This window comes from Micromonospora sp. NBC_01405, from assembly GCF_045040155.1.
In the GTDB taxonomy this organism is placed as follows: Bacteria; Actinomycetota; Actinomycetes; order Mycobacteriales; family Micromonosporaceae; genus Micromonospora.
This window is the reverse complement of the sequence record NZ_CP109532.1, coordinates 6,747,903-6,774,568: the sequence shown is the minus strand read 5'-3', so window position 1 is coordinate 6,774,568 and position 26,666 is coordinate 6,747,903. Positions and strand designations below refer to the sequence as shown.

The 26,666-nt window shown below is 71.0% G+C and carries 17 protein-coding genes; 10 read left to right on the top strand and 7 right to left on the bottom strand.

Annotation, left to right across the window (positions count from 1 at the left end; genetic code table 11):
• Window positions 1–70: 70 nt before the first annotated feature.
• Window positions 71–805 carry an SDR family oxidoreductase gene (locus tag OG559_RS29100; RefSeq protein WP_405109709.1) on the bottom strand — a complete coding sequence of 245 codons (735 nt, stop codon included), beginning with the start codon at window positions 803–805 and terminating at the stop codon, window positions 71–73.
• A 303-nt stretch (window positions 806–1,108) separates the two neighbouring features.
• On the opposite strand from OG559_RS29100, the gene OG559_RS29095 reads away from it, so the two are divergent.
• Entirely contained in the window at window positions 1,109–1,474 is a 366-nt protein-coding gene (locus OG559_RS29095; protein WP_405109706.1) for an SCP2 sterol-binding domain-containing protein, read from the top strand.
• A 4-nt stretch (window positions 1,475–1,478) separates the two neighbouring features.
• Complete coding sequence (locus tag OG559_RS29090; protein ID WP_405109703.1) at window positions 1,479–3,563, top strand: glycogen debranching N-terminal domain-containing protein; 2,085 nt, start codon at window positions 1,479–1,481, stop codon at window positions 3,561–3,563.
• Window positions 3,564–3,649: 86 nt separating this feature from the next.
• Here OG559_RS29090 and OG559_RS29085 read toward each other — a convergent pair whose 3' ends face one another.
• From OG559_RS29085 to OG559_RS29070, 4 genes are all read right to left on the bottom strand, one after another.
• Window positions 3,650–6,391, bottom strand: a complete 2,742-nt coding sequence (locus OG559_RS29085) for a cation-translocating P-type ATPase (protein ID WP_405109700.1) — start codon at window positions 6,389–6,391, stop codon at window positions 3,650–3,652.
• Window positions 6,392–6,445: 54 nt separating this feature from the next.
• On the bottom strand, window positions 6,446–7,336 hold the full coding sequence (locus tag OG559_RS29080) for a universal stress protein (RefSeq protein ID WP_405109697.1): 891 nt from the start codon (window positions 7,334–7,336) through the stop codon (window positions 6,446–6,448).
• A gap of 234 nt (window positions 7,337–7,570) precedes the next feature.
• On the bottom strand, window positions 7,571–9,133 hold the full coding sequence (locus OG559_RS29075) for an aminotransferase class I/II-fold pyridoxal phosphate-dependent enzyme (RefSeq protein ID WP_405109694.1): 1,563 nt from the start codon (window positions 9,131–9,133) through the stop codon (window positions 7,571–7,573).
• A 23-nt stretch (window positions 9,134–9,156) separates the two neighbouring features.
• Window positions 9,157–10,479: an NAD(P)/FAD-dependent oxidoreductase gene (locus OG559_RS29070; protein ID WP_405109691.1), complete on the bottom strand. Its 1,323-nt coding sequence runs from the start codon at window positions 10,477–10,479 to the stop codon at window positions 9,157–9,159.
• A 341-nt stretch (window positions 10,480–10,820) separates the two neighbouring features.
• Here OG559_RS29070 and OG559_RS29065 point away from each other — a divergent pair, with 341 nt between their 5' ends.
• From OG559_RS29065 to OG559_RS29050, 4 genes are all read left to right on the top strand, one after another.
• Window positions 10,821–12,881 (top strand): serine hydrolase domain-containing protein, encoded by a 2,061-nt coding sequence (locus OG559_RS29065; protein ID WP_405109689.1) that lies wholly within the window; start codon window positions 10,821–10,823, stop codon window positions 12,879–12,881.
• A gap of 139 nt (window positions 12,882–13,020) precedes the next feature.
• A complete protein-coding gene (locus OG559_RS29060; protein WP_405109686.1) occupies window positions 13,021–14,283 on the top strand; it encodes a sensor histidine kinase in 1,263 nt (420 codons plus the stop codon).
• A complete protein-coding gene (locus tag OG559_RS29055) occupies window positions 14,280–14,936 on the top strand; it encodes a response regulator (protein WP_405109683.1) in 657 nt (218 codons plus the stop codon). The genes OG559_RS29060 and OG559_RS29055 overlap by 4 nt, the downstream gene beginning before the upstream one ends.
• Before the next feature lie 359 nt (window positions 14,937–15,295).
• Entirely contained in the window at window positions 15,296–15,685 is a 390-nt protein-coding gene (locus OG559_RS29050) for a hypothetical protein (protein ID WP_405109680.1), read from the top strand.
• 55 nt (window positions 15,686–15,740) lie between these two features.
• On the opposite strand, the gene OG559_RS29045 is transcribed toward OG559_RS29050, so the two are convergent.
• Window positions 15,741–18,884, bottom strand: coding sequence for a GH92 family glycosyl hydrolase (locus tag OG559_RS29045; RefSeq protein WP_405109677.1), 3,144 nt, complete (start codon window positions 18,882–18,884; stop codon window positions 15,741–15,743).
• Between the two features lie 258 nt (window positions 18,885–19,142).
• Between OG559_RS29045 and OG559_RS29040 the strand changes: the two genes are divergently transcribed.
• The 4 genes from OG559_RS29040 (at window position 19,143) to OG559_RS29025 (ending at window position 25,582) form a co-directional block, all read left to right on the top strand.
• A complete protein-coding gene (locus OG559_RS29040; protein WP_405109674.1) occupies window positions 19,143–20,360 on the top strand; it encodes a PP2C family protein-serine/threonine phosphatase in 1,218 nt (405 codons plus the stop codon).
• 140 nt (window positions 20,361–20,500) lie between these two features.
• Window positions 20,501–20,923: a VOC family protein gene (locus OG559_RS29035; RefSeq protein WP_405109671.1), complete on the top strand. Its 423-nt coding sequence runs from the start codon at window positions 20,501–20,503 to the stop codon at window positions 20,921–20,923.
• A 544-nt stretch (window positions 20,924–21,467) separates the two neighbouring features.
• Window positions 21,468–24,521 (top strand): non-ribosomal peptide synthetase, encoded by a 3,054-nt coding sequence (locus OG559_RS29030; protein WP_405109668.1) that lies wholly within the window; start codon window positions 21,468–21,470, stop codon window positions 24,519–24,521.
• 2 nt (window positions 24,522–24,523) lie between these two features.
• Complete coding sequence (locus OG559_RS29025) at window positions 24,524–25,582, top strand: LLM class flavin-dependent oxidoreductase (protein WP_405117055.1); 1,059 nt, start codon at window positions 24,524–24,526, stop codon at window positions 25,580–25,582.
• On the opposite strand, the gene OG559_RS29020 is transcribed toward OG559_RS29025, so the two are convergent.
• Window positions 25,539–26,603, bottom strand: coding sequence for a thioesterase domain-containing protein (locus OG559_RS29020; protein WP_405109665.1), 1,065 nt, complete (start codon window positions 26,601–26,603; stop codon window positions 25,539–25,541). The two genes, OG559_RS29025 and OG559_RS29020, sit on opposite strands and share 44 nt — an antisense overlap.
• Window positions 26,604–26,666: the final 63 nt, after the last annotated feature.

Here is a 26,666-nt window from a genome sequence, read left to right as displayed (position 1 = left end):
GGTCCCGACGTCCGGAGCTCCGGCCCAGGCCGGAGCTCCGGATCGACGCGTGCGGCCCTGCTCCGGCGGTTCAGGCGGCGCCCCCGTTGACGTACAGCACCTGGCCGTTGATCCAACGGGCCGGGCCGGCGAGGAAGGCCACCACGCCGGCGGTGTCGCTCGGGTCGCCGAGCCGGTTCATCGGCGACATCGCCGCCATCTGGGCGATCGCCTGTTCGTCCTTGCCCTCGAGGAAGAGCGCGGTGGTGGTGGCGCCGGGCGCGACCGCGTTCACGGTGATGTCGCGCCCCCGTAGCTCCCGGGCCAGGATCAGGGTGATCGAGTCCATCGCGGCCTTGCTCGCGGCGTAGGCGGCGTAGCCGGGCAGGGACAGCCGGGGCGTCGTGCTGGAGATGTTGATGATCGCGCCTCCGGGCCGGACCCGGCGGGCCGCCTGCTGGTCGACCACGAAGGTGCCGCGGACATTGGTGCGGTGCACCCGGTCCAGGTCTGCGAGATCCAGTTCCGCTATGGGGGAGTGGATCGCTATCCCGGCCGAGTGCACGACGACGTCGATCCCGCCGTACGTCCGCTCGGCGGTGTCGAAGAGTTCGGCCACCGCAAACTCGTCGGCGACGTCGGCCTGCACCGCGACGGCGTCTCCGCCGGCGGCGATGACCTCGGCCACGGCCTGCTCCGCCTCGACCTTGCTCGTGGCGTAGTTGAGCACAACCGCGAAGCCGTCCGCCGCCAACCGTTGCACGGTCCGCCGGCCGATGCCATGGGAGCCTCCGGTGACGATCGCGACGCGCTGGGGGACGGTCATGATTAGCTCTCCTTGATCCCTGAAGGGCCGTCGCGGTGGGGCTGCTCCGGAGACCGGATTAGATCAAACGAAGACCTTTGATGTGCACGGCCACCCCACCTGCCCTTCCGGCTCGCGCGGTCGGGCACCGGCAGACCGCCCCTCACGGCGTGCGTCGCTGCCTCGCTCGTCGACGACGACGATCGTGGCGCGGCGGCGAGCTCCCGCAGGCACCGACGCGCTTTTCCCGCCGCCCGCCGAGAGTTAGGACCCGCGTGCACCGGGTAGGCGGCGGGCGCCCTTACCAGCGGCTGTGGAGGTCGTATGACGGCGATCAGCGCCTTCTTCGAGCAGTTGGCGAACGTTGGTCACGACCCACGGTTCTGCAAGGTGCGCGGTAACGTCCGGTTCGACATCCGGGACGGGGATCGGGTGGAGCAGTGGCTGCTGGACATTGATCATGGGCGGTTGCGGGTGACGCGGGATGCTGGTCCCGCCGGGACCGTCATCACCACGTCCACCGAGGTCGCGGATGCGATGGCGCGGGGTGAGCTGAACGGCCTCGCCGCGATCACGCGGGGCGAGATCCTGGTCGACGGGGACCTCGGCCTGGCGCTGCGGATCGGTCGGCTGTTCCCGGTGCCGCCTGCCGCACAGCGGCAGGCAGTCGCCCAGCGCGGAGGAAAGTGACCCGATGGAGGACACTCCGGGCACCGTGTCGTGCATCGACGGAAGCACCTTCATCGTGTCGGACGCCAGCGGTGATGTGGACGCCTCGCCCGCCACCCCGGTCGGGTTGTTCGCCGCCGACACCCGTTTCCTGTCCCGATGGGTGCTCACCGTCAACGGCGAGCGGTTGACCGCGCTGTCGGTGGATGACAGCCAGTACTACGAGGTGGCGTTCTTCGTGGTGCCGGGCGGGCGGGTCGACTACGTGGAGGCTGACGTGTCGGCGATCCGGCGGCGGCGGATCGGGCCGGATCTGACCGAGTCGCTGACGGTGTTCAACTACGGCGAGCAGGACGTCGACCTCGACGTGCGGTTGGAGGTGGCGGCCGACTTCGCCGACATCTTCGACATCAAGTTCGACATCCGCGACAAGGCTGGCAGTTACTACACCCACATCGGTCCGGACGAGTTGCGTCTGGGCTATCGGCGCGGCACGTTCCAGCGGGAGGTGTCCGTGTCGGCGAGTGAGCCGACCACCGTCGATCCGCGTGGTCTCCGGTTCACGCCTCGGGTGCGGTCCGGACAGCAGTGGTCGACGCAGCTGCGGGTGGTCATGCGGGCGCTGCGCCCGGACGGCGTCGACCTCCGTTCCGCGGTACGGACCCTGCGTCCGGACGAGTCCACCCTGCCGGAGAGCGTGCGCGCGTGGGTCGCGGCGGCCCCGCAACTGGACACCGAGAACACCGCGCTGCGGCAGGTGTACCAGCGCAGCCTGGTGGACCTGGCGGCGCTGCGCTTCGCTCCGCTCTCCCTCGGCGGCTCGACCGTACCCGCGGCCGGGCTGCCCTGGTTCATGACCCTGTTCGGCCGGGACAGCCTGCTCACCTGCCTGCAGACCCTGCCCGTCACACCGTCGCTGACCCCGCCGACACTGCGGATCCTCGCCTCACTGCAGGGTGCCCGGACCGACGACGTCCTGGAGGAGGACCCCGGCCGGATCCTGCACGAGTTGCGCTACGGCGAGTCGGCCGCGTTCGAGGAACAGCCGCACTCGCCGTACTACGGCACCGTGGACGCCTCGCCGCTGTTCGTGGTGCTGCTCGACGAGTACGAACGGTGGAGCGGCGACGCGGCGCTGGTGATCGAGCTGGAGCAGGAGGCCCGAGCGGCCCTGGCATGGATCGACCAGTACGCGGATCTGACGTCCACCGGCTACGTCTCGTACGAACGACGCAACCGGGCCACCGGCCTGGAGAACCAGTGCTGGAAGGACTCCTGGGACAGCATCTCCTACGCCGACGGCAGACTGCCGGGTTTCCCCAGGGCCACCTGCGAGGTGCAGGGCTACGCCTACGACGCCAAGATCCGCGGGGCGCGGCTGGCCCGCACGTTCTGGGGCGACCCAGCCCTGGCCGACCGGCTGGAACGCGAGGCGGCGGCGCTCAAGGACCGCTTCAACCGGGACTTCTGGATCGACGACCGCGGCTACTACGCCCTCGCACTCGACCACGACGGCACCCCCGTCGACAGCCTGTCCTCCAACATCGGACACCTGCTGTGGAGCGGCATCGTCCCGCCGGAGAGGGCCGGGCAGGTCGTCGAGCACCTGATGAGCCCGGCGCTGTTCTCCGGCTGGGGAGTACGCACCCTGGCCGAGGGGCAACGCCGCTACAACCCACTCGGGTACCACAACGGCACCGTGTGGCCGTTCGACAACTCGTTCATCGCCTGGGGTCTGCGCCGCTACGGATTCGCCGCCGAGGCCGGCCGCATCGCCGAGGGCATCATCGACGCCGCCGCCTACTTCCAAGGTCGGCTTCCCGAAGCGTTCGGCGGCTTCGCCCGCGACACCACCCGATACCCGGTCCGTTACCCGACCGCCGGCAGCCCCCAGGCATGGTCCAGCGGGGCCTCCCTGCTGCTCATCCGGACCATGCTCGGCATCGACCCCCACGAGGACCATCTCGCCGTGAACCCCGCGCTGCCACCCAGTTTCAGGCGGATCGCGCTGCTGGACATCCCCGGCCGCTGGGGCAAGGTCGACGCCTTCGCCCGCCACCGCCCGGACCATCTGCCGACCGACGACATGGGCCACCGTCTCGCGCCCTGAGTCGAAGTCCGTGCCAGGACGTCCGCGGACCTCTCTCGACGATTCCGGTGGGCGTGGTGTCACCCTGCGCCCGGGGGTCAAGTTGGTCAGGAACCCCAGGCCGCGCTCCGGCGGCGGAGCCTGGCGCGTGTCCAGGCCTTGCCGAGCTCACCGGCGATCAGGATGGTGGAGCCCGCCGCCACGCACGCCAGCCACTGGCCGGAGGTGAGGTCGACGGTGGCGAAGAAGCGGCGCAGGGGATCCATCTCGACGACCAGGACCACAAGCACGACGACGACCGCGACGGCGATGAACGCCGACGGGTTCCGCAGTGTCTCGCGGGCGAAGACACTGCGGCTGAAGTGCCGGACGTTGAGCAGGTTGAACACCTGGAAGAACACGAAGGTGACGAAGGCCATGGTGCCGGCGACGGTGGCCAGCCCCGGCGCGGGTTCGGGGCCGGGCGCCAGCACCAGAACCGCGAGGGTTCCGGCGGCCATCACCGCACTGGCCAGCAGGATCCGCCCGAGCCGGTGCCGGGTGAGGATACGCTCGCCGGCGGGCCGTGGTGGCCGGCTCATCGCGTCCTGACTGATCGGGTCGACGCCGATGGACATCGCCGGTGGGCCGTCCATGACGAGGTTGACGAAGAGGATCTGCAGGGCGGTGAACGGCGTACCGCCGGCGATGCCGGTCAGCGACGCGACCAGGAACGTCAGCACGAAGCCGAACGCGGTCGACACCTGGAAGCGCGTGAAGTTGACGATGTTGTCGTAGATGCCGCGGCCCTCGCGGACGGCGCGGACGATGGTGGCGAAGTTGTCATCGGTGAGGACCATCGTCGCGGCCTCGTTGGTGACCTCGGTCCCGGTGCGGCCCATCGCGATACCGATGTCCGCCCTGCGCAGCGCGGGGGCGTCGTTGACCCCGTCGCCGGTCATCGCCACCACGTCACCGCGGGCCTGCAACGTCCGAACGATGCGGATCTTGTGTTCGGGGGAGACGCGAGCGATCACCCCGATGTCGTCGAGTCGGCGGGCAAGCTCGGCGTCGTCCTCGATCCGATCGAGGTCGGTGCCGCTCACCGCCGTCCCCGGGATGCCCAGCTCGGCGGCGATCGAGCCGGCCGTGACGACGTGGTCCCCGGTGATCATCCGGACGCGGATGCCGGCGGCCCGGCACTCGGCGATGGCCTGTCGCGCCTCGGGCCGGGGCGGATCCACGATCCCCACCAGCGCGACCAGGACCACCCGATCGAGCATGTCCTTGGGGTCATCGGTGGGGGTGAACCCATCCGCCGGAAAGTCCTGCGCGCCGACCGCCAGCACCCGCATGCCCTGCTCGGCGAGCCTCGCGTTGGCCTGGTCGTAGCGGGCCCGGGCGGCATCGTCGAAGGGCAGGATCTCCGCGCCGCCGAGGTGGCGGTCGGCACGGGCTGCCAGCACGTCCGGGGCGCCCTTGACGAAGGACCGGATCGTCTCCCGGCCGTGCTCGTCGGTCCATCGGTGGAACGTCGCCATGAACTTGTAGTCGGCGTCGAACGGAATCTCCAGCAGCCGGGGGCGCTCACGGCGCAGGCCGGCTACGTCGATGCCGCCCTTCTCGGCGAGCACCACCATGGCGCCCTCGGTGGGGTCGCCGACCAGGTCGCCGTCCCGCAGCACGGCGTCGTTGCACAGCGCCATGGCGATCAACGCTTCGTCGAGTGTCCCGGGCAGCGGAGAACCGTCGGTGGTGCGGATCCGTCCGTCGGTGCGGTAACCCTCCCCGGAGACGGTGAACCGCCGGCCCGCCAGCAGTATCTCCCGGGCCGTCATCTGGTTGAGGGTCAACGTGCCGGTCTTGTCGGTGCAGATCTGCGAGGTGCTTCCCAGCGTCTCCACCGACGCCAGCCGCTTGACGATGGCGCCGCGTCTGGCCAGCCGACCGGTGCCCATGGCCAGCGTGAACGCCACCACCGCGGGCAGCCCTTCCGGGATGGCGGCCACCGCCAGCGATACCGCGCTGATGAACAGGTCCCCGAAGTCCTGCCCGCGCACCAGGCCCAGCACGAACACGATCACGATGACCGCGCCGGCGACGAGGGCCAGGGTTCGCCCGAGCGTGTCGATCTGGCGCTGCAGCGGCGTCGGTCCCGGCTTCGCCTGTTGCAGCATGCCGGCGATGCGGCCGGTCTCCGTCGCCATCCCGGTCGCGGTGACCACGGCCGCCCCCCGACCCCGGGTGACCATGGTGTTCATGAACAGCGCGGTCGTCCGGTCTCCCAACGGAGCCCGCTCGTCGATCTCCGCGTCCGCCGCCTTCGCCACCGCCTGCGCCTCGCCCGTCAGCGACGACTCCTGCACCTCCAGCGAGGCCGACGTCAGCAACCGGCTGTCGGCGGGCACCCGGGCGCCCGCCTCCACCGCGATCACATCCCCGGGCACCAACTGCGCGGCGTCCAGCCGTACCAGCCGCCCGTCCCGGCGAACCGTCGCGGTCGTGACCAGCATCCGCCGCAACGCCTCCAGCGACGCCTCCGCCCGCGACTCCTGAACGAAGCCGATCGTCGCGTTGAACAGCACCACCACGGCGATCGCGGCCGGTGTCTCCCATTCCCGACTCACGATCAGGCTGACCAGCGCCGAGACGAGCAGAATCAGGATCAACGCATCCTGGAACTGCCGCAGGAACGCGCGCAACCGCGACTCCCGCGCCGCTTCGGTCAGCCGGTTCGGACCGTGGCGCTCCAACCGGCGGGCCGCCTCCTCGGACGACAGGCCGGTCGCCGGGTCCACTCCCAGGTCCCGGACGACGTGCCCGGCGGGAACGGCGTACCAGGCGCGCGCCTGCGTCGCTGATTGAGCCATTGTCCCATTATTCCCGGCCATACCGCTCCGCACCCCGCAAAGATCGCCAGAGGGTCAGCTCCCGGCGGTGGCACCCCGGTGGTGGAGGATGGCCACGGGAGCGTGCGCGTGCTGGAGCACGGCGTGGCTGACCGAGCCGAGCAGCAGGCCGGCGAGCGCGCCCCGGCCGCGGGCTCCGACAACCACCAGTTGGGCCGTCTTCGACTCCTCCACCAGCACTCCGGCCGGTGAGCCCCGCATCAGCCGCTGCTGGACCGGCACGTCCGGGTACCGCGCCGCGAAGCCGGCCACGGACTCGGCGAGAGCGCGTTCCTCCTCCGCGGCGAACGCCTCCAGGTCGTACACCAGCGGCAGGATGTCACCCGGGCCGAGTGGCGTCGGGTAGAGCCAGGCGTGCACCGCCACCAGCGGGACACCCCGGCGGGCCGCCTCATCGAACGCGAACTCGATTGCCTCGGTGGAGAATTCGGAGCCGTCCACGCCAACCACCACCGGGCCGTCGGCGCGCGACTCGCCGCGCACCACGAGCACGGGGCACGCCGCGCGGGCGGACAACTGCACAGTGGCCGAGCCGATCAGCAGCCCGGCGAAGCCGCCCAGGCCGCGGCTGCCCAGCACCAGCAACGAAGCGTCGCGCGACTCGGCGAGGAGCACCGGAGCCGGCGAACCGTCGACCACCGCGCCGGTGACCTCCACCTCCGGGGCGATCCTGCCAGCTTCGGTCACCGCCTCGGCGACGTACCGCTCGGCCTGGTTGCGCAGCCCGGCACCGGCCGGGGCGCCGGGCGCCGGATCGACCGTGACGCGCATCAGCGGCCAGATGAAAGCGTGGACGATCCGCAAGGGGCGCCGACGGCTGGCAGCCTCCCGAGCAGCGGTGCGGACCGCGTCCAGCGCGATGGCAGAACCGTCGACACCCACCACGACCGGGGCACTGCTGTCCATGACAGCTCCCTTCCTTGGGCTCCTGCTGTCCCAACCCGCCCTGACGTTGATCAGGACTGGTGATTTAGCCTACCCAGCTCGCGGGTGGTGAACGGCAGCCGGCCCAACCGGGGTGACCTGCGTCAACTCTCGTCCCGTCGTCCCGTCGTCGATGTCGGTGGTGGCCGCCGGTGAGCCTCCACGAGGCCGGGTGGGGCACCGGGCGTCGTGAAGGCCCGGCACCCCACCCGCGGACTACCGGGGGGCGCTGCCGAACGCGCTGGACAGGTACGCCCGGGAGTCCGCGATCGCGCCCTCGATGATCCGGGCCGCCTCCCGGGCCTCCTCGGGCCCGTGACCGGCCTGCACCTGGAGCCGGAACCGGGACGAGCCGGTCGGCGTGACCGGGAACTCCACCATGAACGCGAGGACCCCCCGGTCGAAGAGCAGCCGGTTCGCGGTTCGGGCGAGCTTCTCGTTGCCGATCAGCAGCGGGACGATCGGCGAAGGCTCCCCCATGCAGGTCAGGCCCCGGTTGGTCAGCTCGTCGCGGAGCGCATGGATCGCGGTGAACAGCCGGGCGCGAAGCGCGTCCCCCTCGGGGGACCGGATGATCCGCGTGGCCTCCCGGACCACCGCGGTCTGCACCGGGGAGAGCGCGTTGGAGAAGAAGTGCGAACCGCCGAACATCTTGATGTACTGCTTCAGGGCCGGCGAGCGGGAGGCCACGAAACCGCCGTTGGAGCAGAACGTCTTCGAGAACGCGCCCATGACGATGTCGACCTCGCCGAGCAGGTTCTGCATCCCCAGCACACCGGTACCGCCCGGCCCCATCGAGCCGAGGTCGTGTGCGACGTCGACCAGCAGGGTGGCATCGTGCTCCCGGCAGACCCGCTGGAGGGTCACCAGGTCCGGCCAGTCGGCGTCCACCGAGAAGAGGCCGTCGGTGACCACCAGGATGCCGTTGCGGGTGTCGTGCGACCGGATGTCGACCAGGTGCTGGCGGACCGCCTCGACGTTGAGGTGCTCGTAGCGCACCACGTTGCGGGTCGCCGCCCGGGCGCCCTGCTGGAGGCAGGAGTGCGCGAGCCGGTCGATCAGCACGTGGTCGGACTGGCGGACCAGACCGACCACCGCGCCGAAGCCCGCCGCCCACCCGGTCGGGAAGAGCGTGACGTGCTCCAGCCCCACCAGCTCGCCGAGGGCGACCTCCAACTCGTCGGAGATCCGGGTGTTGCCGAGCACCATCGGCGAGCCGGCGCTGTGCGGACCGTAGTCGCGCATCGCGCGGGCCGCCGCCTCCCGGATCGCCGGGTGGGTGTTGAACGACAGGTAGTCCTGCGAGTTGAAGTTGATGCCCCGGGTCCGCCGGCCCAGGTCGTTGGTGATCTCGGCGATGCTGTCCGGGGCCGCCTCCAGCACCCGGGAGTACTGCCAGGTCTCCGTACGACGGCGGGCCTGCACCCAGCCGTAGAAGTCCTCGGTGCGGGCGAGCAGGTTCCGGCCGGCGGGGCGGTAGAAGTCGTAGGCGTTCTTGTCCAGCGCGTACTCCTCGTCCGGGTCGACGGGATTGCGCAGGTGGGCGGGCTCCCACATCTCCGTCAGGTCCGCGACGATCTGGGCGAGTTCGCCGTCGGCCCCGGACCGGTCGAGGGTCGGGAAGTCGTCCCACGGGATGTGGGCGGCCCAGTTGCGGGTCATCTCGGAGACCTCGGCCGCGGTACGCGCCATGGCCTCGACGTCGCCGCGCCGGGCCGCGTGCAGGATGACCTCGATCAGCTCGCCGTCGTCACGCTGGTGCAGGTCGGTGATGGTCACGGTGTCGGCTCCCTGGTACGGCATCAGGCGAAGAGGTTCTGCTGGTACATGCGGGACGTCGCGGCGAAGTCGTCGAAGACCGCGTAGTCGGCCGAGGACTCCTTCGCGGCGTCGTTGAGCAGGAAGAGGTTGGACGCCTGGAAGAACTCCGAGACCGGGGCGACGTCGGCGTGCGTGGCGATGAACCGGTCGGTCTCCTCCTGGTTGCCGCGCAACGCGAGGAACAGTTGCAGCTCGTCGTGCCGGTACGGCTGCATCTCCGCGAACGTGCACACGTAGTCGTAGTAGGCGGCGGCGTTCTGGCTGCGGCGGCGGCCCTCGTACGCGGCCATCGACTCGTCGATCGACACCTCCCCGGTCAGCCACCGGTCCAGGGCGGCACTGACCAGTTCCGCGTCGCGGAAGGCGTGGGTCATGCCGATCGCGGTGCACTGGTCCTTCGCGGACTCGGCGTCGCCGACGAGCACCCAGCCGGGCCCGTGCAGCGGCCGGAGGAAGGCCGACTGGTCCAGGGTGCCGTAGATCCGCTCCTGGCGCGTCCCCCGGGTGCGGACCACCTCGCCCAGCTCGGGGCTGACGAAGTCCAGCGCCCGCTGCATGTTGCCCGGCACGTCGGCGCGGAACTCCCGGGACCACTCGCTCGGCCCCCAGACCAGGACCATGTTCTGCGCGAAGTTGGTCGGCACCACCGCGCAGCCGAGCCGGCCACGCCGATGGATCTGCCCGGACCCGAGGTCGAACCCGGACCAGTAGCTCCAGTAGGCGAACGTGCACCGGGGCCGCTCGTCGTACTTGGGCAGATCGAGGGCGCGCGCGACGAACGAGTTCCGGCCGTCGGCACCGACCACGATCCGGGCCCGCTCCTCGAACACCTGGCCGTCGGCCGCTCGCCCCCGGACCCCGACGACCCGGCCGTCTTCGACGATCAGCTCCCGTACGGTGCAGTGGGTGCGGACCTCGGCGCCGGCCTTGGCCGCGGCCTCGACGAGGATCTCGTCCAGCACCCGGCGGCGGACGGAGGCGTAGCTCTGCACCACGCCCGAGTCGTCGCCGTGCAGGTCCCGGAAGTACTCGCGCAGCAGGTCCGTCGGCACCGATCCGGTCAGTCGGATGCCGTCGTTGACGATGTCGATGGTCGTGTGCGTGGGGGTGACCTCGGCGACCTGGTCCAACAGGCCCCAGCGGTTGAGGTAGGACATCCCGTGCGGCCACAGGAAGTGTGTCGAGATGACGTCACTGGGGAACGACGACCGATCCACCACGAGCACCCGGTGCCCTTGCCTGGCGAGCAGCAGGGCGGTGGAGGCACCCGCGCAGCGGGCGCCGACCACTATCGCGTCGTACATGATTCGCAGTTCCTCCGATGGGGGTTCGGCTGCCCAGCCGGCCGACCATCCGGCGCGGCAGCGACCGGTGCGGCCCGGCAACCGCCCAGAAGGTCGCCGGCCGAGCGGGAATTAGACCGCCACCGTACACAGTGGACCGAAGGGGATCGCCGAGCGGTCGGGGTTTTTGCCTCGCGGCCGGCTCGTGGCGCCACCGTCTCCCACTCAGGTCGCAAACCGATTGCGTCCCTGCGCCAGATGGCGCGGCGGCGCTGCTCCAGCAGGCTGTGCCAAGGGCATTCGAGTGACGCCGAACGGACCTCCTCCGGACACCCGAAAGCCTCGGAAGGCAGCAGAAGACCATGTTCCACGCAGACGCACCCGTTCGGCTCACCTCACGACCCCACCCACCCCGATCCGGGGCCCGCCCCCCGCGCCGCGCGGCGTTCCTGGCGACACTGTTCGCCCTCGCCGCGACGGCGATCGCAGGCTGCGGCGCCGGCACGTCGCCGACCAACCCGGCCCCGCCCGTCGGCGCCCCGGCCGCCCCGGGCGCGTCGACCGACCCGGCCGCCCTGAACGGCAGGGACGTCAACGCCTGGCTCGACGGCCTGCTCCCGGCCGCCCTCCAACGGACCGGCATCGCGGGAGCCTCGGTCGCTGTCGTCCGCGACGGGAAGATCCTCACCGCACGGGGATACGGCCACGCCGACACGGGCACCGACGACGGCGCGGTCCCCGTACCCGTCGACCCCGACCGGCACCTGTTCCGGGTGGGATCGGTGTCGAAGCTCGTCACCGCGACCGCCGTCATGCAGCTCGTCGAGAAGGGCGCGCTCGACCTTGACGCCGACATCCGCGACCATCTCGACCTCACCCCGCCCCGCAGCTACGACCGGGCCGTCACCCTGCGGCACCTGCTGACCCACACCGCCGGGTTCGAGGAGCGGGTCGGCGGCCTGATCGACCTGGCGGGCACCGGGACCGACCTGCGCGAGGCGCTGGCGACCGACCCGCCCGAGCAGATCTACGAGCCGGGCACCGTGCCCGCCTACTCCAACTACGGCAACGCGCTCGCCGGATACATCGTCGAGCGGGTGAGCGGAACGCGCTTCGAGGAGTACGTCGAGCGCAACGTCCTCGGCCGCGCCGGCATGACGTCGTCGACCTTCGCCCAGCCGCTGCCGCCGCACCTGCGGGAGCGCCTGTCGAACGGATACGACGAGGCCTCCGCCCCGGCCGTACCGTTCGAGACCGTCGGCGTCCCACCCGCCGGGGCGCTCAGCGCACCGGCGACGGACATGGCCCGCTTCATGCTCGCCCACCTCGGCGCACCGGCCGGTGGGGCAGCCCTGCTCAGCCCCGCGACCCTCGAACTCATGCACCGGCCGGCGCTCGACGCGGCCTCGCTCGGCACCCTCGCCGGCGGCCCCCGGATGACTCTCGGGTTCTTCGAGGAGAACCGCAACGGCCACCGGATCCTCGGCCACGGCGGCGACACCTCGTACTTCCACTCCCACCTGCAGATCTACCCCGACGACCGGGCCGGCATCTTCATCTCGCTCAACAGCAACGGACGCGGCGCGATCGACAGCCACGAACTGCGCCAGGCGGTCCTGTCGGGGTTCGCCGACCGCTACTTTCCGCCGGCCAGGCCCCTGCCGGCCCGGTCCGTCGACGCGGCGACCACCGCCGAGCACGCCGCGATGGCCGCCGGCACCTACGAGAGCTCGCGGGCGATGCGCAGCACCTTCCTGACCGCGATCGGCCTGGTCGGCCGTACGACGGTGAGCGTCCGGGACGGCGGACGGCTGCTGTTCGAGCCCGGCCCGCTGTCGGACTCTCCCGCCCTGTACGAGGAGATCACCCCCCACGTCTGGCGGGAGGTCGGCGGGCAGCGCGTTCTCTCGATGCGGGCGGTCGACGGCAGGGTGCAGGCGATCGGCTTCGAGTCCGCGTTCGCTCTCCTGCCGGTCGAGCCCGCCCGCAGCTCCACCCTCGCCGTCCCGGTGATCGTCGCCTCGGCGGTCGTGCTCGTCCTCGCCGTCCTGTCCTGGCCGGTCGGCGCGGTCGTCCGCCGCCGCCTCGGCCGCGCCCCCCGCGACCCCGCCGGGCGCACCGCGCGCGTCCTGACCCGCCTCGCCGTTGCCGGCGCCGTCCTCGCACTCGTCGGCTGGGGGTTGAGCATCGTCAGCATCATGGGCCTCCAAGACGTCCCGAGCGCCGCCCTGCGGGCCGTGCAGGCGTTACAACTGATCGGTCTGCTCGGTGTCCTGCCCGCCGCCGTCCGGCTCGTCGACGACATCCGCCGCCGTGCCGGCTGGCACCGGAGGGCCGCCAGTGGCCTGATCCTGCTCGCGCTCGCCGGTACGGGGTGGTTCGCCGTCGAGTTCATGCTGCTCGCCCCGGACATCTCCTACTGACCCGCCGACGCGCGCCGACTCCCTACGAAGGATGCTGATCGCCATGGCAGATCACCCCGGTGCTGGCCGAGCGCCCGCCGACACCCCCGGCTTGCCTGGACTGACCCGGCGGTTGGACGAACGACTCACCAGGATCGGAGTGACCGGACGGTTCGCGCGGGACTGCCTGCTGGCGGCCGGTGTCACCGTGGCGACGTTCGCGACGCTGGCGACGTTCCTCCGGTTCGCCGCGCCCGTCGAGGGGCTCTCCGTCGACCCGGCGCGGGCCCGGGTGCTCGTCGCCGTCGCCTGCGTGCAGGCGCTGGTGCTGTGCCTGCGTCGGGTACGTCCGCGGCTCTGCCTCGGGCTCGTCGTCGGCCTACAGGTCGTCGTCACCGCGGTGGTCCCGTCCGAAGCGACGGTCCGTGGCGCCGCACCACTCGTCGCGGCCTACACCGTCGGCACCCTTTTCCCCGCCAGGACGGCGCTGCTGCTGGCCGGCGCGGCCGCGGTGGCCGAGGCGTCGGGGGTGATCGCGGTCACCGTCGGGGTGGCCCCCGACATCCTCGTCGCGGGGCTCGGCCACCTCGCCTCGGGTGCCCTGTCCTACCTGGGGGCGACCTTCGTCGGCAGCTACGTCGCCACCCACCGGCGCTACCTGGAACTGGTGCGGGTGCGGGCGGAAGACGCGCTCCGGGCGCACCGGGACAAGGTGCGGGTGGCGATCGGCGCGGAGCGCGCCCGGATGGCCCGGGAACTGCACGACGTCGCCGCCCACCACCTGTCCGGCATGGTGGTGCAGGCGGCGGCGGTCGAGCGGCTGATCGACCGCGACCCCGCGGCGGCGAAGGCCGGCGTCGCGTGGATCCGCGGGCAGGGCAAGGAGACCCTCGACAACCTGAGACTCGTCGTGGGTGTGCTCCGGGGGCGGTCGGTCGACAGGGACAGCGCCGGGCACGACGACGACAACGCCCCGGTGCCGGGACTGGTCAGCCTCGACGACCTCGTGCGCACCGCACGCGACCTCGGCACCTCCGTCGAGTTCGTCGGGGAGGGACCGCGGCGCGAGGTGTCCCCGATCGCCGACGTCGCGCTGTACCGGATGGTGCAGGAGTGCCTGTCCAACGCCCGCCAGCACGCCCCCGGCGCCCCGGTGCGCGTGGAGCTCCGCTTCCTGCCGCGCGAGGTCGCGCTCAGGGTGTCGAACGAACCCGCCACGCGCGCCCCCGAACCCGCGGCACGGACCGGCGGCGGAGTCGGCCTGGTCGGCATGCGGGAACGCGCACAGCTGATCGGTGCGCAGTTCGAGGCTGGGCCGACGCCGACCGGCGGGTGGTCTGTCACAGTGACGTTGCCGACGGGACGCGACGACGCGCCAGCCGGTTCGACGGCTACGGCCACGAAGGGAGAGGACCCGGCATGATCACGGTGATGCTCGTCGACGACCAGGCGGTCGTGCGGGCCGGTTTCCGCGTCATCCTTGAGCAGGCGGGTGACATCGAGGTCGTGGCGGAGGCGTCCAGCGGATCCTCGGCTGTCGAGCTGGCCCGCCGGCTGCACCCGGACGTCATCTGCATGGACGTCCGGATGCCCGGCGGCGACGGGCTCGCCGCGACCCGCCAGATCGTCGCCGACGCCGTCGGGGCGCCGCCGGCCGTGCTCGTGGTGACGACCTTCGACCTCGACGAGTACGTCTTCGGCGCGCTCGAGTCCGGGGCGAGCGGATTCATCCTCAAGGACTGCGAGCCCGACGACCTCATCGACGCGGTCCGCCGCCTCGCCAACGGATACGGGCTCGTCGACCAGGCCGTCACCCATCGGGTGATCTCGGAGTTCGCGCGGCGCAGGCCGACGTCCCCGTCCGACGCCGCGGCGGCCCACCAGCTCACCGCGCGGGAGAGGGAGATCGTGGGGCTGCTCGCCCAGGGCCTGTCGAACGTCGAGATCGCCGGTGAGCTGTTCATCGAGACCAGCACGGTCAAGTCCCACCTCGGGCGGGCCATGGCCAAGATCGGCGTACGCGACCGGTTGCAGACCGTGGTCTGGGCGTACCAGAACGGTCTGATCCCGCGCTGACCGGCGAATGCCCCGGGAGGTCGCCTTCACGCCGCCCCGTGTATCGGGCAGTCGGGTGGCGGCCGGACGATTGCACCCCGCATCGGGTCGGGGACCCGTCCTTCGGCCCCTATGGAGCTGCCCCGTTCACGCTCCCGCTCCATCGACCGCACAAACGGGGCAGCTCCATAGGGGCCGACGGAGGGTAGACCGGCCCGGCAGGGACCGACCCGGCGAAGACCGACTCGGCAGGGGCCGATGCCCCCTCGCCGCCGCGACGGTCAGTACATTTGTCATGGAAAAATCATATCTATGGATGTATTCGTTAGGCTGGTCCGGCCTGTGCCGCCAGTTTCGCGAATCCCGAGGGGATGATGACCATGATCGAACGGGCATGTCGTGGGGCGCTCACCGTCGCCGTGCTCACCACGGCCGGGCTGGCCGTCGCCGCGCCGGCGCGGGCGGCCCAGGCCGACATCACCGTCACCTCGGCCAGCGCGGTGACCGTCTACCAGCTCCAGGTCAACGGCACGGTGACCTGCACCGGATCGACCGGTGCCGCGCACCTCAGCGTGTCGGCGACGCAGGTCCTGCCGTTCTCGTTCGGGACGGCGTCCATGGACGTGCCCTGCGCGAACGGTCCGGTTGCCTGGGAGATCCTGATCTTCAGCGGATTCGGGTGGCAGTCCTTCCACCAGGTCATCGTGAACGCGCAGATGACCGACGACGTCCAGGGCGCGGACAGCACCTCCGGCAACTGGTGGGCGTAGGCCGCTGGACAGGCCGACCGTGGCTGGCCGCACGACGCGGCCAGCCACGGGGGCGTCAGGTTCCGTAGACCTCGACCTCGTACAGCCGGGCGGCGGTGTCGGTGGTCTGGGTGGCGGTGAGGACGTTGAGGCGCACGTACCGGCCGTCCGTCGAGACCTGGTGGCTGGTGATGTCGGCGGTGTTGCCCCTGACCTGCGCCACGGTCGTCCAGGTCGTGCCGTCGGCGGACAGTTGCACGTCGAAGTCCCTGGTGTTCCAGGCACGGTTCTCGCCGCCGGCACCGGCGTGGTGGATGCCGATCGACCCGACCCGGCGGTTCGCGCCCAGGTCGACGCGCAGGGATCTGGTGCCGCCGGTGGCGCACCACTTGTCGGAGCCACCGCCCGAGGTGCTGCCGTTGACGGCCTTCTCGGGCCCCTCGCTCGCGGCGCACTGGGAGTCCGCGGTGGCCGGCCGGTTCAGTGCGAGACTGGTCTGGTTGTTCGTGCCGTACACCTCGAACTCGTCGATGCGCGCCGCGTTGTTGCCGTTGTTGGTGGGCGTGGTGACGTTCAGTCGGACGAAACGGGCGGGCGCCGCGAGGATCGGGTGGTAGGTCCGGCTCGACCGGTTGCCGGACACCGAGACGCGCGTCGTCCAGGCGGTGCCGTCGGTGCTGGTCTGGATCGTGAAGTCGCCGGTGTTCCAGCCGGTGGTCTCTCCGCCGAGTCCGGCGTGCTTGACCACGAACGAGCGGACCGTCTGGTTCGATCCCAGGTCGACCTGGAGGAACTTGGTGCCGGCGGCGAGCGAGCACCACTTGCTGGCGCCGCCGAGCCGGCTGTCGAGGGCCTTGTCGGGGCCCTCGGTGGAGTTGCACCCGGCCGATCCGGTGGCCGGCTTCCCGGCGGCCAGGTTGGGACCCAGCTCGGGGGCGACGGCCGGAGGGGTGGACCCGTCGGTGAACGACGGCGGCGCGTCGACGGGACTGGTGCCCCACGACGAGGGTGCGGCGCCCATCGCGTACGACAGCGTCGCCCCACCGGCGAGGTCGCCGTACCGCAGCCAGGTGCGCTGCGTCGCCGAGCCGTCGCGGGACAGGCTCTGCACGTACTGGTTGCCCTGCCCGGCGTTGGCGGCGTTGATCTGGAGGTCACCGGTCGGACGGTCGACCAGGATCGACGGGAAGATCGGCCCGTGCAGGGCCAGGGTGTCCGCGCCGGGCGTGGGCGGGTACATGCCGAGCGCGGACCAGACGTACCAGGCCGAGGTCGCGCCGAGGTCGTCGTTGCCGGGCAGCCCGCCGGCGCCGGTGGTGAACGACTCGTTCATGATCCGCCGGACCGCGGCGCTGGTGCCGGCCGGCGCGGCGGCGAAGTGGTAGGCCCACGGCACGCCGTGCTCCGGCTCGTTGCCGATGTAGAAGTACGGCTGCGACTGGCCGCCGTTGGTCTGGATGAAGTGGTGGTCGAGCCGCTGGATCGCGGTCTGCCGGCCACCCATCAGGTCGATCAGGCCGCCGAGGTTGTAGGGGATCATCCAGGTGTACTGCGACGCGTTGCCCTCGACGTAGTTCGACTGGCTGGCCGGGTCGAGCGGCCACGGCCAGGTGCCGTCGGCGTTGCGCGGATGGACGTAGCCCGACTCGGTGTTGAACACGTTGCGCCACCACTGGGCCCGTGCCATGTGGGTGTCGTACGTGGCCGGGTCGCCCAGGGCGCGGGCGAACTGGGCGACCGCGAAGTCGCTCGCCGAGTACTCCAACGAGTCTGAGGGGTCGCCGTCGATGTACTGGCGCTGCACGTAGCCGCTCTGCCGCCCCCGGACCGGGCTGCCCTGGGTCGTGCCGCCGGCGGAGCTCTTCTTCATCAGCGCCAGCGCGGCGGCGGTGTCGAAGTCGCGGACACCGAACTGGTAGAGGCTGCCCACGACGATCGGGCCGGGGTCCCCGGTCATGACGAACGCCTCGCTGGTGTTGTGCGACCACTTGGGCAGCAGTCCGCCGTGCTGCCCGTCGAGCACCATGGACTTGGCGATGTCGGCTGCCTCGCCGGGTGCGAGGAACGCGATCAGCGCCGCCCAGGAACGGTAGATGTCCCAGCCGGAGTAGTTCTGGTAGACGGGGTGGCCGGCGGTGCGGATGACGTTGTCGAATCCGCGGTACTGCCCGTTGACGTCGTTGGACACGTTGGGGTTGATGAAGACGCGGTACAGCGCGGTGTAGAACTTCTGCAGGTCGGCGCCGGAGCCGCCGGCGACCTGCACCCGGTTGAGCACGGCGTTCCACTGGGCGGCGGCCTGGGCGCGCGTCGCGTCGAAGCCGAAGCCGGGTTGTTCGCCGGCGAGATTGGCCTGGGCGCCGGCCTGGCTGACGAACGATATGCCCACCCTGACCTGCACGACGGGATTGCTGGACGTGTCGAAGGTCAGGTAGCCGCCGGAGTTCGTGCCGCTGGTGCTGGCCGATCCGGCGTTGACCGTTCCGCCCAGCCAGGTGCCGATCCCGGTCGGGGCGCGGTCGAACTCCATCCGGTAGAAGATCTGGTAGGTCTTCGCGCTGCCACAGAAGCCGCCGCCGGTGACGCTGCCCGTCACGGAGGAACCGCTGATGGTGATCGAGCCGTTTCGGTTGCCGGTGGCGCTGCGGCTGGTGTTGATCAACACTCTGGCCGTGGTGCTGGACGGGTACGTCAGGCGGAGGGCGGCCGTGCGCGTGGTCGCGGTGGCCTCCACCCTCGTGTTGCCGTAGTTGCTGAGCACCGCCTGGTAGAAGCCGGGACTGGCCTGCTCCTGGCCCTTGTTCTGGGTGGCCCGGTAGGACGTCCAGGACGTCCCGGGTGAGGACCCGAGGGCGCCGGTGATCGGCAGGATGCCGAGGTCCTCGTTGTTGGGGCAGCCCGCGCCGTTGAAGTGGGTGAGGCTGAACTCCTCGATCTCGGTGTCGCTGTAGCGGTAGCCGGAGGGCGAGGCCGTCGGTGTGTCAGGGCTGAGCTGCACCATGCCGAAGGGCTGGACCGGGCCGGGGATCGTACTGCCACCGGCGCCGCCGCCCACCGGGTTGGGGGCGTTGCTGTCGTCGGTGCCGATGAACGGATTGACGTGCTGCGTGAGATCGGCCGCCGTGGCCTCGGCGGGCGGGGCGACGGCGACGAGCGCGGACGCGGCGGTGATGGCGGCGGCCAGCAGGCTGAGCAGACGGGACGGGCCTGGTCGGTGCATGCTCCGGGTCCTCCTTGGGCGAGGGGTGGCGCCTTCCGGTGACGAACTTTCTATTTACGACTATCAATGAATTGTTCTAAGCCTTGAACTCCCCGGTGTCAACGGGCGCCGCCCGAACGGCCGGCACGTCGGCCGGCCCACCCTCCGAGGTCACGCCGATCCGCCCCGCGTCAACTGGCGGGCGGCGCACCATGGTCCGGTCCGAGACGGGTCGTTCCCGGAGTCGGTTCCGGCCGGGGGAGGGCTACGATTCCGGTGATGGTGCGGGGTGGTGGGAGCGACGAGCGGCTGCGCCGGATCGAGGCGGTCGCCGACGCCGCGCTGTCCCAGCTCGGCGTCACCGACTTCCTCGACGAACTCCTTGACCGCGTCCGAGAGGTGCTCCGGGTTGACACCGCCGCCATCCTGCTGCTGGACGTGCACGCCCAGCAGCTTGTGGCCACCGCGGCGAAGGGGCTGGAGGAGGAGGTCCGCAGGGGCATCCGGATCTCCGTCGGCAGTGGATTCGCCGGCCGGATCGCTCGGGACAGGCATCCCGTCATGATGGACAACCTCACGGCCGGCGACGTGGTCAGCCCGATCCTCTTCGGCAACGGGGTCCGCTCGCTGCTGGGCGTGCCCATGTTCGCCGGCGGCGAGGTGATCGGCGTATTGCACGTCGGCTGCCTCAAGCCGCATCGATTCACCGATGACGACGTGAAGCTGCTTCAGTTGGCCGGCGAGAGGGCGAGCCTTGCCAGCCAGGCCGGGGCCGGCAGCATGGACCGCGCCGCTGCCCTCGCCCTGCAACGCAGCCTGCTGCCCACCCACCTGCCCGACGCGCCCGGCGTCGACATGGCCGCCCGCTACGTCCCCGGCCACGACGCCGGCGTCGGCGGTGACTGGTACGACGTGTTCACGCTGCCCTCCGGCTGGCTGGGGGTCGTGATCGGCGACGTGTCCGGACACGGACTGCGCTCCGCCGTGGTGATGGGACGCCTGCGCAGCGCGCTGCGCGCCTACGCCCTGGTCTGCGACGACCCGGCCAGCGCGCTGACCCTGCTCGACCGCAAGGTCCACCATTTCGAGACCGGGAACCTCGCCACGGTCCTGTACGCCATGATCTCCCCGGACCGCACCACCATCCGACTGTCCCTCGCCGGGCACCTGCAACCCATCCTGGCCGCGCCGGGCCGGCCAGCCAGCGTGCTGAACAATCCGGTCGATCTTCCGTTGGGAACGGGCCCGCGTCAGCCGGCCCGCCGGTACACCGAAGTCGTGTTCCCGCCCGGGGCGGCCCTCATCTGCTACACCGACGGGCTCGTCGAACGCCGCGGCGAAGTCATCGACGTCGGCATCCAACGGCTCTGCTCAGCCGTCGAGCCAGGTCCCGCCGAATCGGTCTGCGCCCGCGTCATGACCACACTCGCCGCCGAGCAGACCACCGACGACATCGCCCTGCTCGCCATCCACTCAACCCGCCGGGATCAAGCCTGACCCGCAAACCGGGCGCCGGCGCCGACGGCGGCGATCGGGTGACGTGATCAGGCTGGCCTGCGTGTGCAGCCGCTCCAGCCCGCGCCGTAGCATCCGCCTTACTGTTCAGCGGGGGCCGACGGTTGCGAAAGGCGTGAGACGTGGCGGTAGCAGGGTTCTCAGGGATCCACCACATCGCGCTGAACGTGCGCGACCTCGATGCCTCGGTTCGCTGGTACAGCGAGGTCCTGGACTTCTCACCGCTGTTCCGGTGGGACACCGACAGCTTCGACCGGCAGCTGATGCGCCACCCGAGCGGGGTCGTCATCGGGTTGACGACGCACAGGCACGCGGATGCCGGCGCGGAGTTCAGTGAACGTCGGACGGGACTCGACCACCTGGCGTTCGCGGTGCGGACGCGGGCCGAGCTGGAGGCGTGGGCCTCCCGGCTGACCGATGCCGGCGTCGCGCACTCCGGGATCACGGTTACGCCACCGATGGACTTCACGCTGATCGCGTTCCGGGACCCGGACAACATCCAGCTCGAGATGTACCTCGCGGAGAAGAACGCCCCGGATCGCTGAGCGGCGGCCTCCGTCGCGCCGCAGCGGAGCCGGCGCTCGACGGCCGACCGCGTCCGACCTGACGGCGAAGTGCCGGCGAGCTGACGCTGAGTGACTTTGGTGACCCTCGGGCCCCCGTGTTGCCCGAGTCTGTGTGGGTTCTGCCGACCGTTCGACATCGCTGCCGCGGCGGAGGCCCGGGGCCGGGTTCGAGGGCCGGCGGTGCGGTGTGGCGGTCGGGGTCGCGTCCGCGTGTGGCATGCGCTTGATGCCACGTGACGTGCGCCGTAGCCTGTCGAGGATCATTCGTCGCGGGCGGCTCGGAGTCGCGCCTCAGGGGGTTCGTGTGCCGGAAGCCGCATTGCTCCGCCTGGTCCGGACGGCGGCCTCTGACGGTGTGCGGGTGCGCCTCGACGCCGTCCGCGATCCGGACGGCCGGATCACTGACTGTCACCGGCAGAGGTGGCTCGCGTCCTCACTCGAGGGTCGCTCCGCCCGCGCTCGGCGAACCGCATCAGACGACTGCCATGACGTCCTCGACGTCGATCGGGTGAGGTGAACCGTGTTGTCCGCGAAGGAAAACGCGCTGTGGATGCTGGAGCGGTTGCTGCCGGAGACCGGCGTGAACAACGTGCCGCTGGCGCTGGTGACGACGGAACGGTTGGACACCGCGGCGGTACAGGCGACGTTGGACCAGTTGGCGCGGCGGCATCGGGCGCTGCGGACCCGGTTCGTCGAGGTTGACGGGCTGCCGACGCGGGTGGTGGCGGAGTCCGCGACGGTGCCGCTCGAGGTGGTGCAGGCAGCGTCCGACGAGGCCGGTCAGGTGTGCCGGACCGTCACGGGGCGGCCGTTCGACCTCGCCGTCGACATTCCGGTCCGCGCGGTCCTGGTGCGAAGCCCGGACCGGCACCTCATCTGCCTGTGCCTGCACCATCTCGCGGTGGACGCTGTGTCAGGCGCGGTGCTGATCGAGGAGTTCGCGGCGCTGTATCCGGCGATGCTCGTCGACGGCCGGCCGCCGGCGGCGCTCGCCGGGCCCGGACCGGCCCCGGAGGTCGCCGAGCCGACGGCGGCGGCGCTCGCCTTCTGGCAGCGGCATCTCGCGGACCTGCCGGGCGTTCCGGCGGCGTTGGAGTTCGGACGGCCGGACCCGGCGGCGCCGACGTTCGCCGGCGGCACCGTCACCCGGCGACTGTCCGCGGCGGCGCTCGCCGGTATGCGAGACCTGCGCCGGACGTGCCGCGCGACCGACAACATCGTGTTGTTGACGCTGTACTACGTGCTGCTGATGCGGCATGGCGCGGGCCAGGACGTAGTGGTGGGGGTCCCGGTCGATCTGCGGGACGGCGCGGCCCGTCGGGCGGTCGGCTATCACATGAACACGCTGCCGCTGCGGCTGGATGTGACACCGGAACGCACGTTCCATGAGTTGGTGCGGGAAGTCCGTCGGTTGTTCGTCACCGCGATGGACCATGCCGATGTCTCCTACGAGGGACTGGAGACGTCGCACACGCGCAACGACGCGGCGTGGTGGGTGCCGCCGTTCCGCCACATGTTCAACCACCGGCCGCCCCCGGAGCCGATGACCGGTGGCCGGGACGAGTTGGCGGCGGAGATGTGGGAGATCGACAGCGATCACAGCAGGGTCGACCTCGAACTGGTGGTGATGCGCGAGGGTGACGGCGTCACGCTGAAGGCGGTCTACGGTTCGGACGTCCACGACGCGGACGACATCGCCGCGCTTCTGGCGCGGTACGAGGCGGTGTTGGAAAGCCTGCCGGCTCAGGTCGACCGGCCGATCGGTGGGCTCGATGTCTGGAGCGCCGCGGATCAAGCCGTGGTCGACGACGCCAACGCGACGACGGTCGACGGCCCGCGCAGAACGGTGGCTGAGGAGATCGCCGCGCAGGCTGCGGCCCAGCCGGAATCGGCGGCGATCATCGGTCGCGACGGCGTGACGTGGACGTACCGAGACGTGGTGGCGCGGGCGGCCGGTGTCGCCGCGCTGCTGGCGCGGGCCGGGGTGGGAAAAGGCGCGATCGTCGGCCTCTACGCCGAACGGGGCTTCCCGTGCGCGGTGGCCGCGTTGGGCATCTGGCAGGTGGGGGCGGCGTACCTGCCGCTCGATCCGGACCAGCCGGCCGCGCGACTCGCGTACGAGCTCACGGACGCCGAGGTCACCGTGCTGCTGGCGGACCGGGAGCCACCGCCGGGCGTGGTTCCCGCCGGCTGCCGGGTGATCGAGCTCGGCACGGTGGATCCGGATGAGCGCGGCTGGCAGGCGCCGGCGCCGACCGAAGCGGCGTACGTCATCTACACCTCCGGCTCGACCGGGTTGCCGAAGGGCGTCGTGATCAGCCACGCCAACCTGGCGAACGTGGTGCGGCACTTCATCGCCGACATCGGCGTGACCAGGCAGGACGCCCTGCTGTGGCTGACCACCTACGCGTTCGACATCTCCGCCCTCGAGATTTTCCTGCCGCTGGTCGCCGGCGCCCGGGTGGTCGTCGCCGACGACGCCGCCCGCAGCGACGGCGCGGTCCTGCTCGACCTGGTGCAGCGCTACGACGTGTCGGTGCTGCAGGCGACGCCGACGACGTGGCGGCTGGTGGTCCAGGACGCGAAGGGCCGGCTGCGGGGGCGGCGGGTCCTCTGCGGTGGTGAGCCGCTGCCGGCGCATCTGGCGCGGGCGCTGCTCGCGACCGGCTGCACGCTGTGGAACGTGTACGGGCCGACCGAGACGACGATCTGGTCCACCAGCGCGCTGGTCACCGACGTCGACGGGGGCGTGGCGGTGGGGCGGCCGATCGCGAACACCACCGTGGTCATCGCCGACGGGGACGGCCGGCCGCAGCCGCCCGGAATGCCGGGCGAGGTGTGCATCGGCGGCGACGGCGTGGCCATCGGCTACCTGCGTCGTCCCGAGTTGACGGCGCAGCGGTTCGGTGAGCTCGGCGGTGCGGGCCGGTTCTACCGCACCGGCGATGTGGGCCGCTGGCGTCACGACGGCACGCTCGAGCTGCGCGGACGCACCGACCGTCAGGTCAAGCTGCGGGGCCACCGGATCGAACTCGGCGAGGTGGAGGCGGTGCTGGAGCAGCATCCACGGGTGAGTGCCGCCGCGGTGGTCCTGGCCGGCGATCCGAGCGCCGACGGCGCACTGGTGGCCTTCGTGCGTGGTGCCGACGCGGACATCGCCGACGACGTGTGGCGTTTCGCGAAGGACCAGCTCGCGTCGTACGCGGTCCCCACCGACGTGGCGGTGCTGGAAGTGATGCCGACGACCGGCAACGACAAGGTGGACTATCCGACGCTGACCGCGATGGCCGAACAGCGGGCAGCGGCCCGGAGGGCCGATTCGGCCGAGGGTGCTCCGGTGGCCGACGGCCTGGTCGGTGAGTTCGTGGCGTTGTGGCGGAGCATTCTCAGCGCACCGCAGCTGCACGAGCAGTCGAATTTCTTCCGCAGCGGCGGTCATTCGCTGCTCGCCGCGAAACTGGCGCAACAGGTCACCAGGTCGACCGGGGTGAATGTGCCGTTGGCCGCGATCTTCTCGGCACCGACACCGCAGGCGCTGGCCGGGTTCGTGCTGAACCAGCAATCGGATGGGGCATGACGATGAGGCTCGGACTCAGTCTCGGTATGTTGCACGACCGGACCAGTCTCGATGATCTGTTGGCGTTGGCGCAGGCGGCGGACCAGTTGGGGTACGACGCGCTGTGGATCGCCGAGGCGTACAGCAGCGACGCGCCGACGCTGCTGGGCTGGCTGGCCCCGCAGACCGAGCGGATCGACCTGGGCGCCGCGGTCATGCAGATTCCGGCGCGGGCGCCGACGATGACGGCGATGACCGCGGCGACGCTCGACCTGGCCAGCGGCGGACGTTTCCGACTGGGGCTGGGGATCTCCGGCCCGGTGGTGTCGGAGGGCTGGTACGGGGTGCCCTTCGGACAGCCGTTGACCCGCACCCGGGAGTACGTGGCCGTGGTCCGCGCGGCACTGACCCGCCGACCGGTCCGGTTCGCCGGGCGGCACACGACGTTGCCGCTGCCCGGGGCGCCGGGCGAGCCGCAGCGGTTGACGATGCGCCCGTTGCGGGGCGACCTGCCGATCTATCTGGCGGCGTTGGGGCCGAAGAATCTGGAACTGGCCGGGGAGATCGCCGACGGATCGCTGTCGCTCTTCCTGCCGCCGGAGGGCGTGGCGGAGACACTCGCGCATATCGCGACGGGCCGGGACCGGGCGTCGGGCGACAAATCCGAGTTCGATCTGGTCGCCACGTTGCCAATGGCGATCGGTGATGACCTGGAGGCGTGCGCGAATAGGGTGAGGCCGTATGCCGCCCAATTCCTGGGCGTGGGCGGCACGGCCCGGAACTTCTACGTCGAACAGGCCGAGAGACTCGGTTACGGAGACGCGGCGCGCAAGGTGCGAAAACTGTTCCAGGAAGGCGACCCGGACGCGCTCGCGGCGGTACCGTTTGAATTCCTCGACCGTACGTGCCTAATCGGCCCCGCCGAGCGGATCGAGGCCAAGGTGCGCTCGTACGCCGCAGCCGGTCTCGGCACGTTGTCGGTCGCGCCACGCGGCGCCACGATGGACGAGCGAATCGCCGGGCTGCGGGAGATGGCGGCTATCTGGCGGCGTTGTGGCTTTCCGCTTCGGCGTACTGGATGAGCCAGTCACGGAATTCGGAGGTCGCAAATATCTCTGTGTGTGAGGAGCTGTACCGGATGTCGACGCCGTCGCTGAACATGGTGGCGAGGTGTGCCATCACCTTGTCCTTGCTCTCGGCGATCGAGGTCAGGTAGGAGTCGGTGAACCAGGCGGTCGCCGTGGTGGAGACCGGGGCCAGCGTGTCGCCACCGGTGAGGCCGATCAGGTCGGCGACGACCCCGAGCCCGCGGTAGAGGACGCGTTCCATCGGGTCCTGGTGGGGGCGTGGATCGTCCATGCGTTCCAGCACCTGGGCGAGCGGTGTCTCGGTCGCGGGTTTGCGCAGCAGGCGCGCGGCCGGCTCGGGACGGCGCTTGAGCTGGTGCAGCCGGAACATGACGGCGTCGCGTCTCGACGCGGCCAGGTGCCGCAGGTCAGGGTCGATGAAGAACATCCGTTCGACCGTCTCCCCCTGGCCTTCCAGCAGGTTCGCCACCGCGACGGCGATGACGGCGCCGGCGCAGTACCCGGCGAGCCGGTAGGGGCCCGTTGGCTGGGCGGCACGGATCTGGTCGGTGTACCGGACGGCGAGTTCCTCGATCGACGCGGGCGTGGGCTCGTCGTACCAACCGGGGGCGCGCAGACCGATCAGGGGGGTCGGCAACCCGATCCCGTCGAGGTGCTTGAGGAACCAGCTCACCTCGCCGTCGGCGCCGTGCACCAGCCACGACGCGGTGCCGCTTCCCCCCGCGAGGCGCAATTGCGGGCCGGGCCGGTTGATCGGCTGGTCGGCGATGAACTGGCCGAGCTGTGCCGGAGTCAGCACGCTGAGTGCCGCCGGGTCGGCGCGGAGGTGGAAAATCTCGAACAGATCGCGCCGGATGCGTTCCCATTCCCCGTCGATGATGCCCAACTCACCGAGAGTAACGTGGATCGGCGGCAGCTGTAACAATCCCATCGCCTCGGCGATGACTATTTGGCTGCCGACTGTCGCGTAATCGGCAAATTCGCTACTCAAGCGGCTCAGGGAGTCTTGTGGCACGCGTCAGTGTAGCTGAGAACCGATGGGGGAGACGTGGCGCAGTGACCGTTGACATGCCCTGGG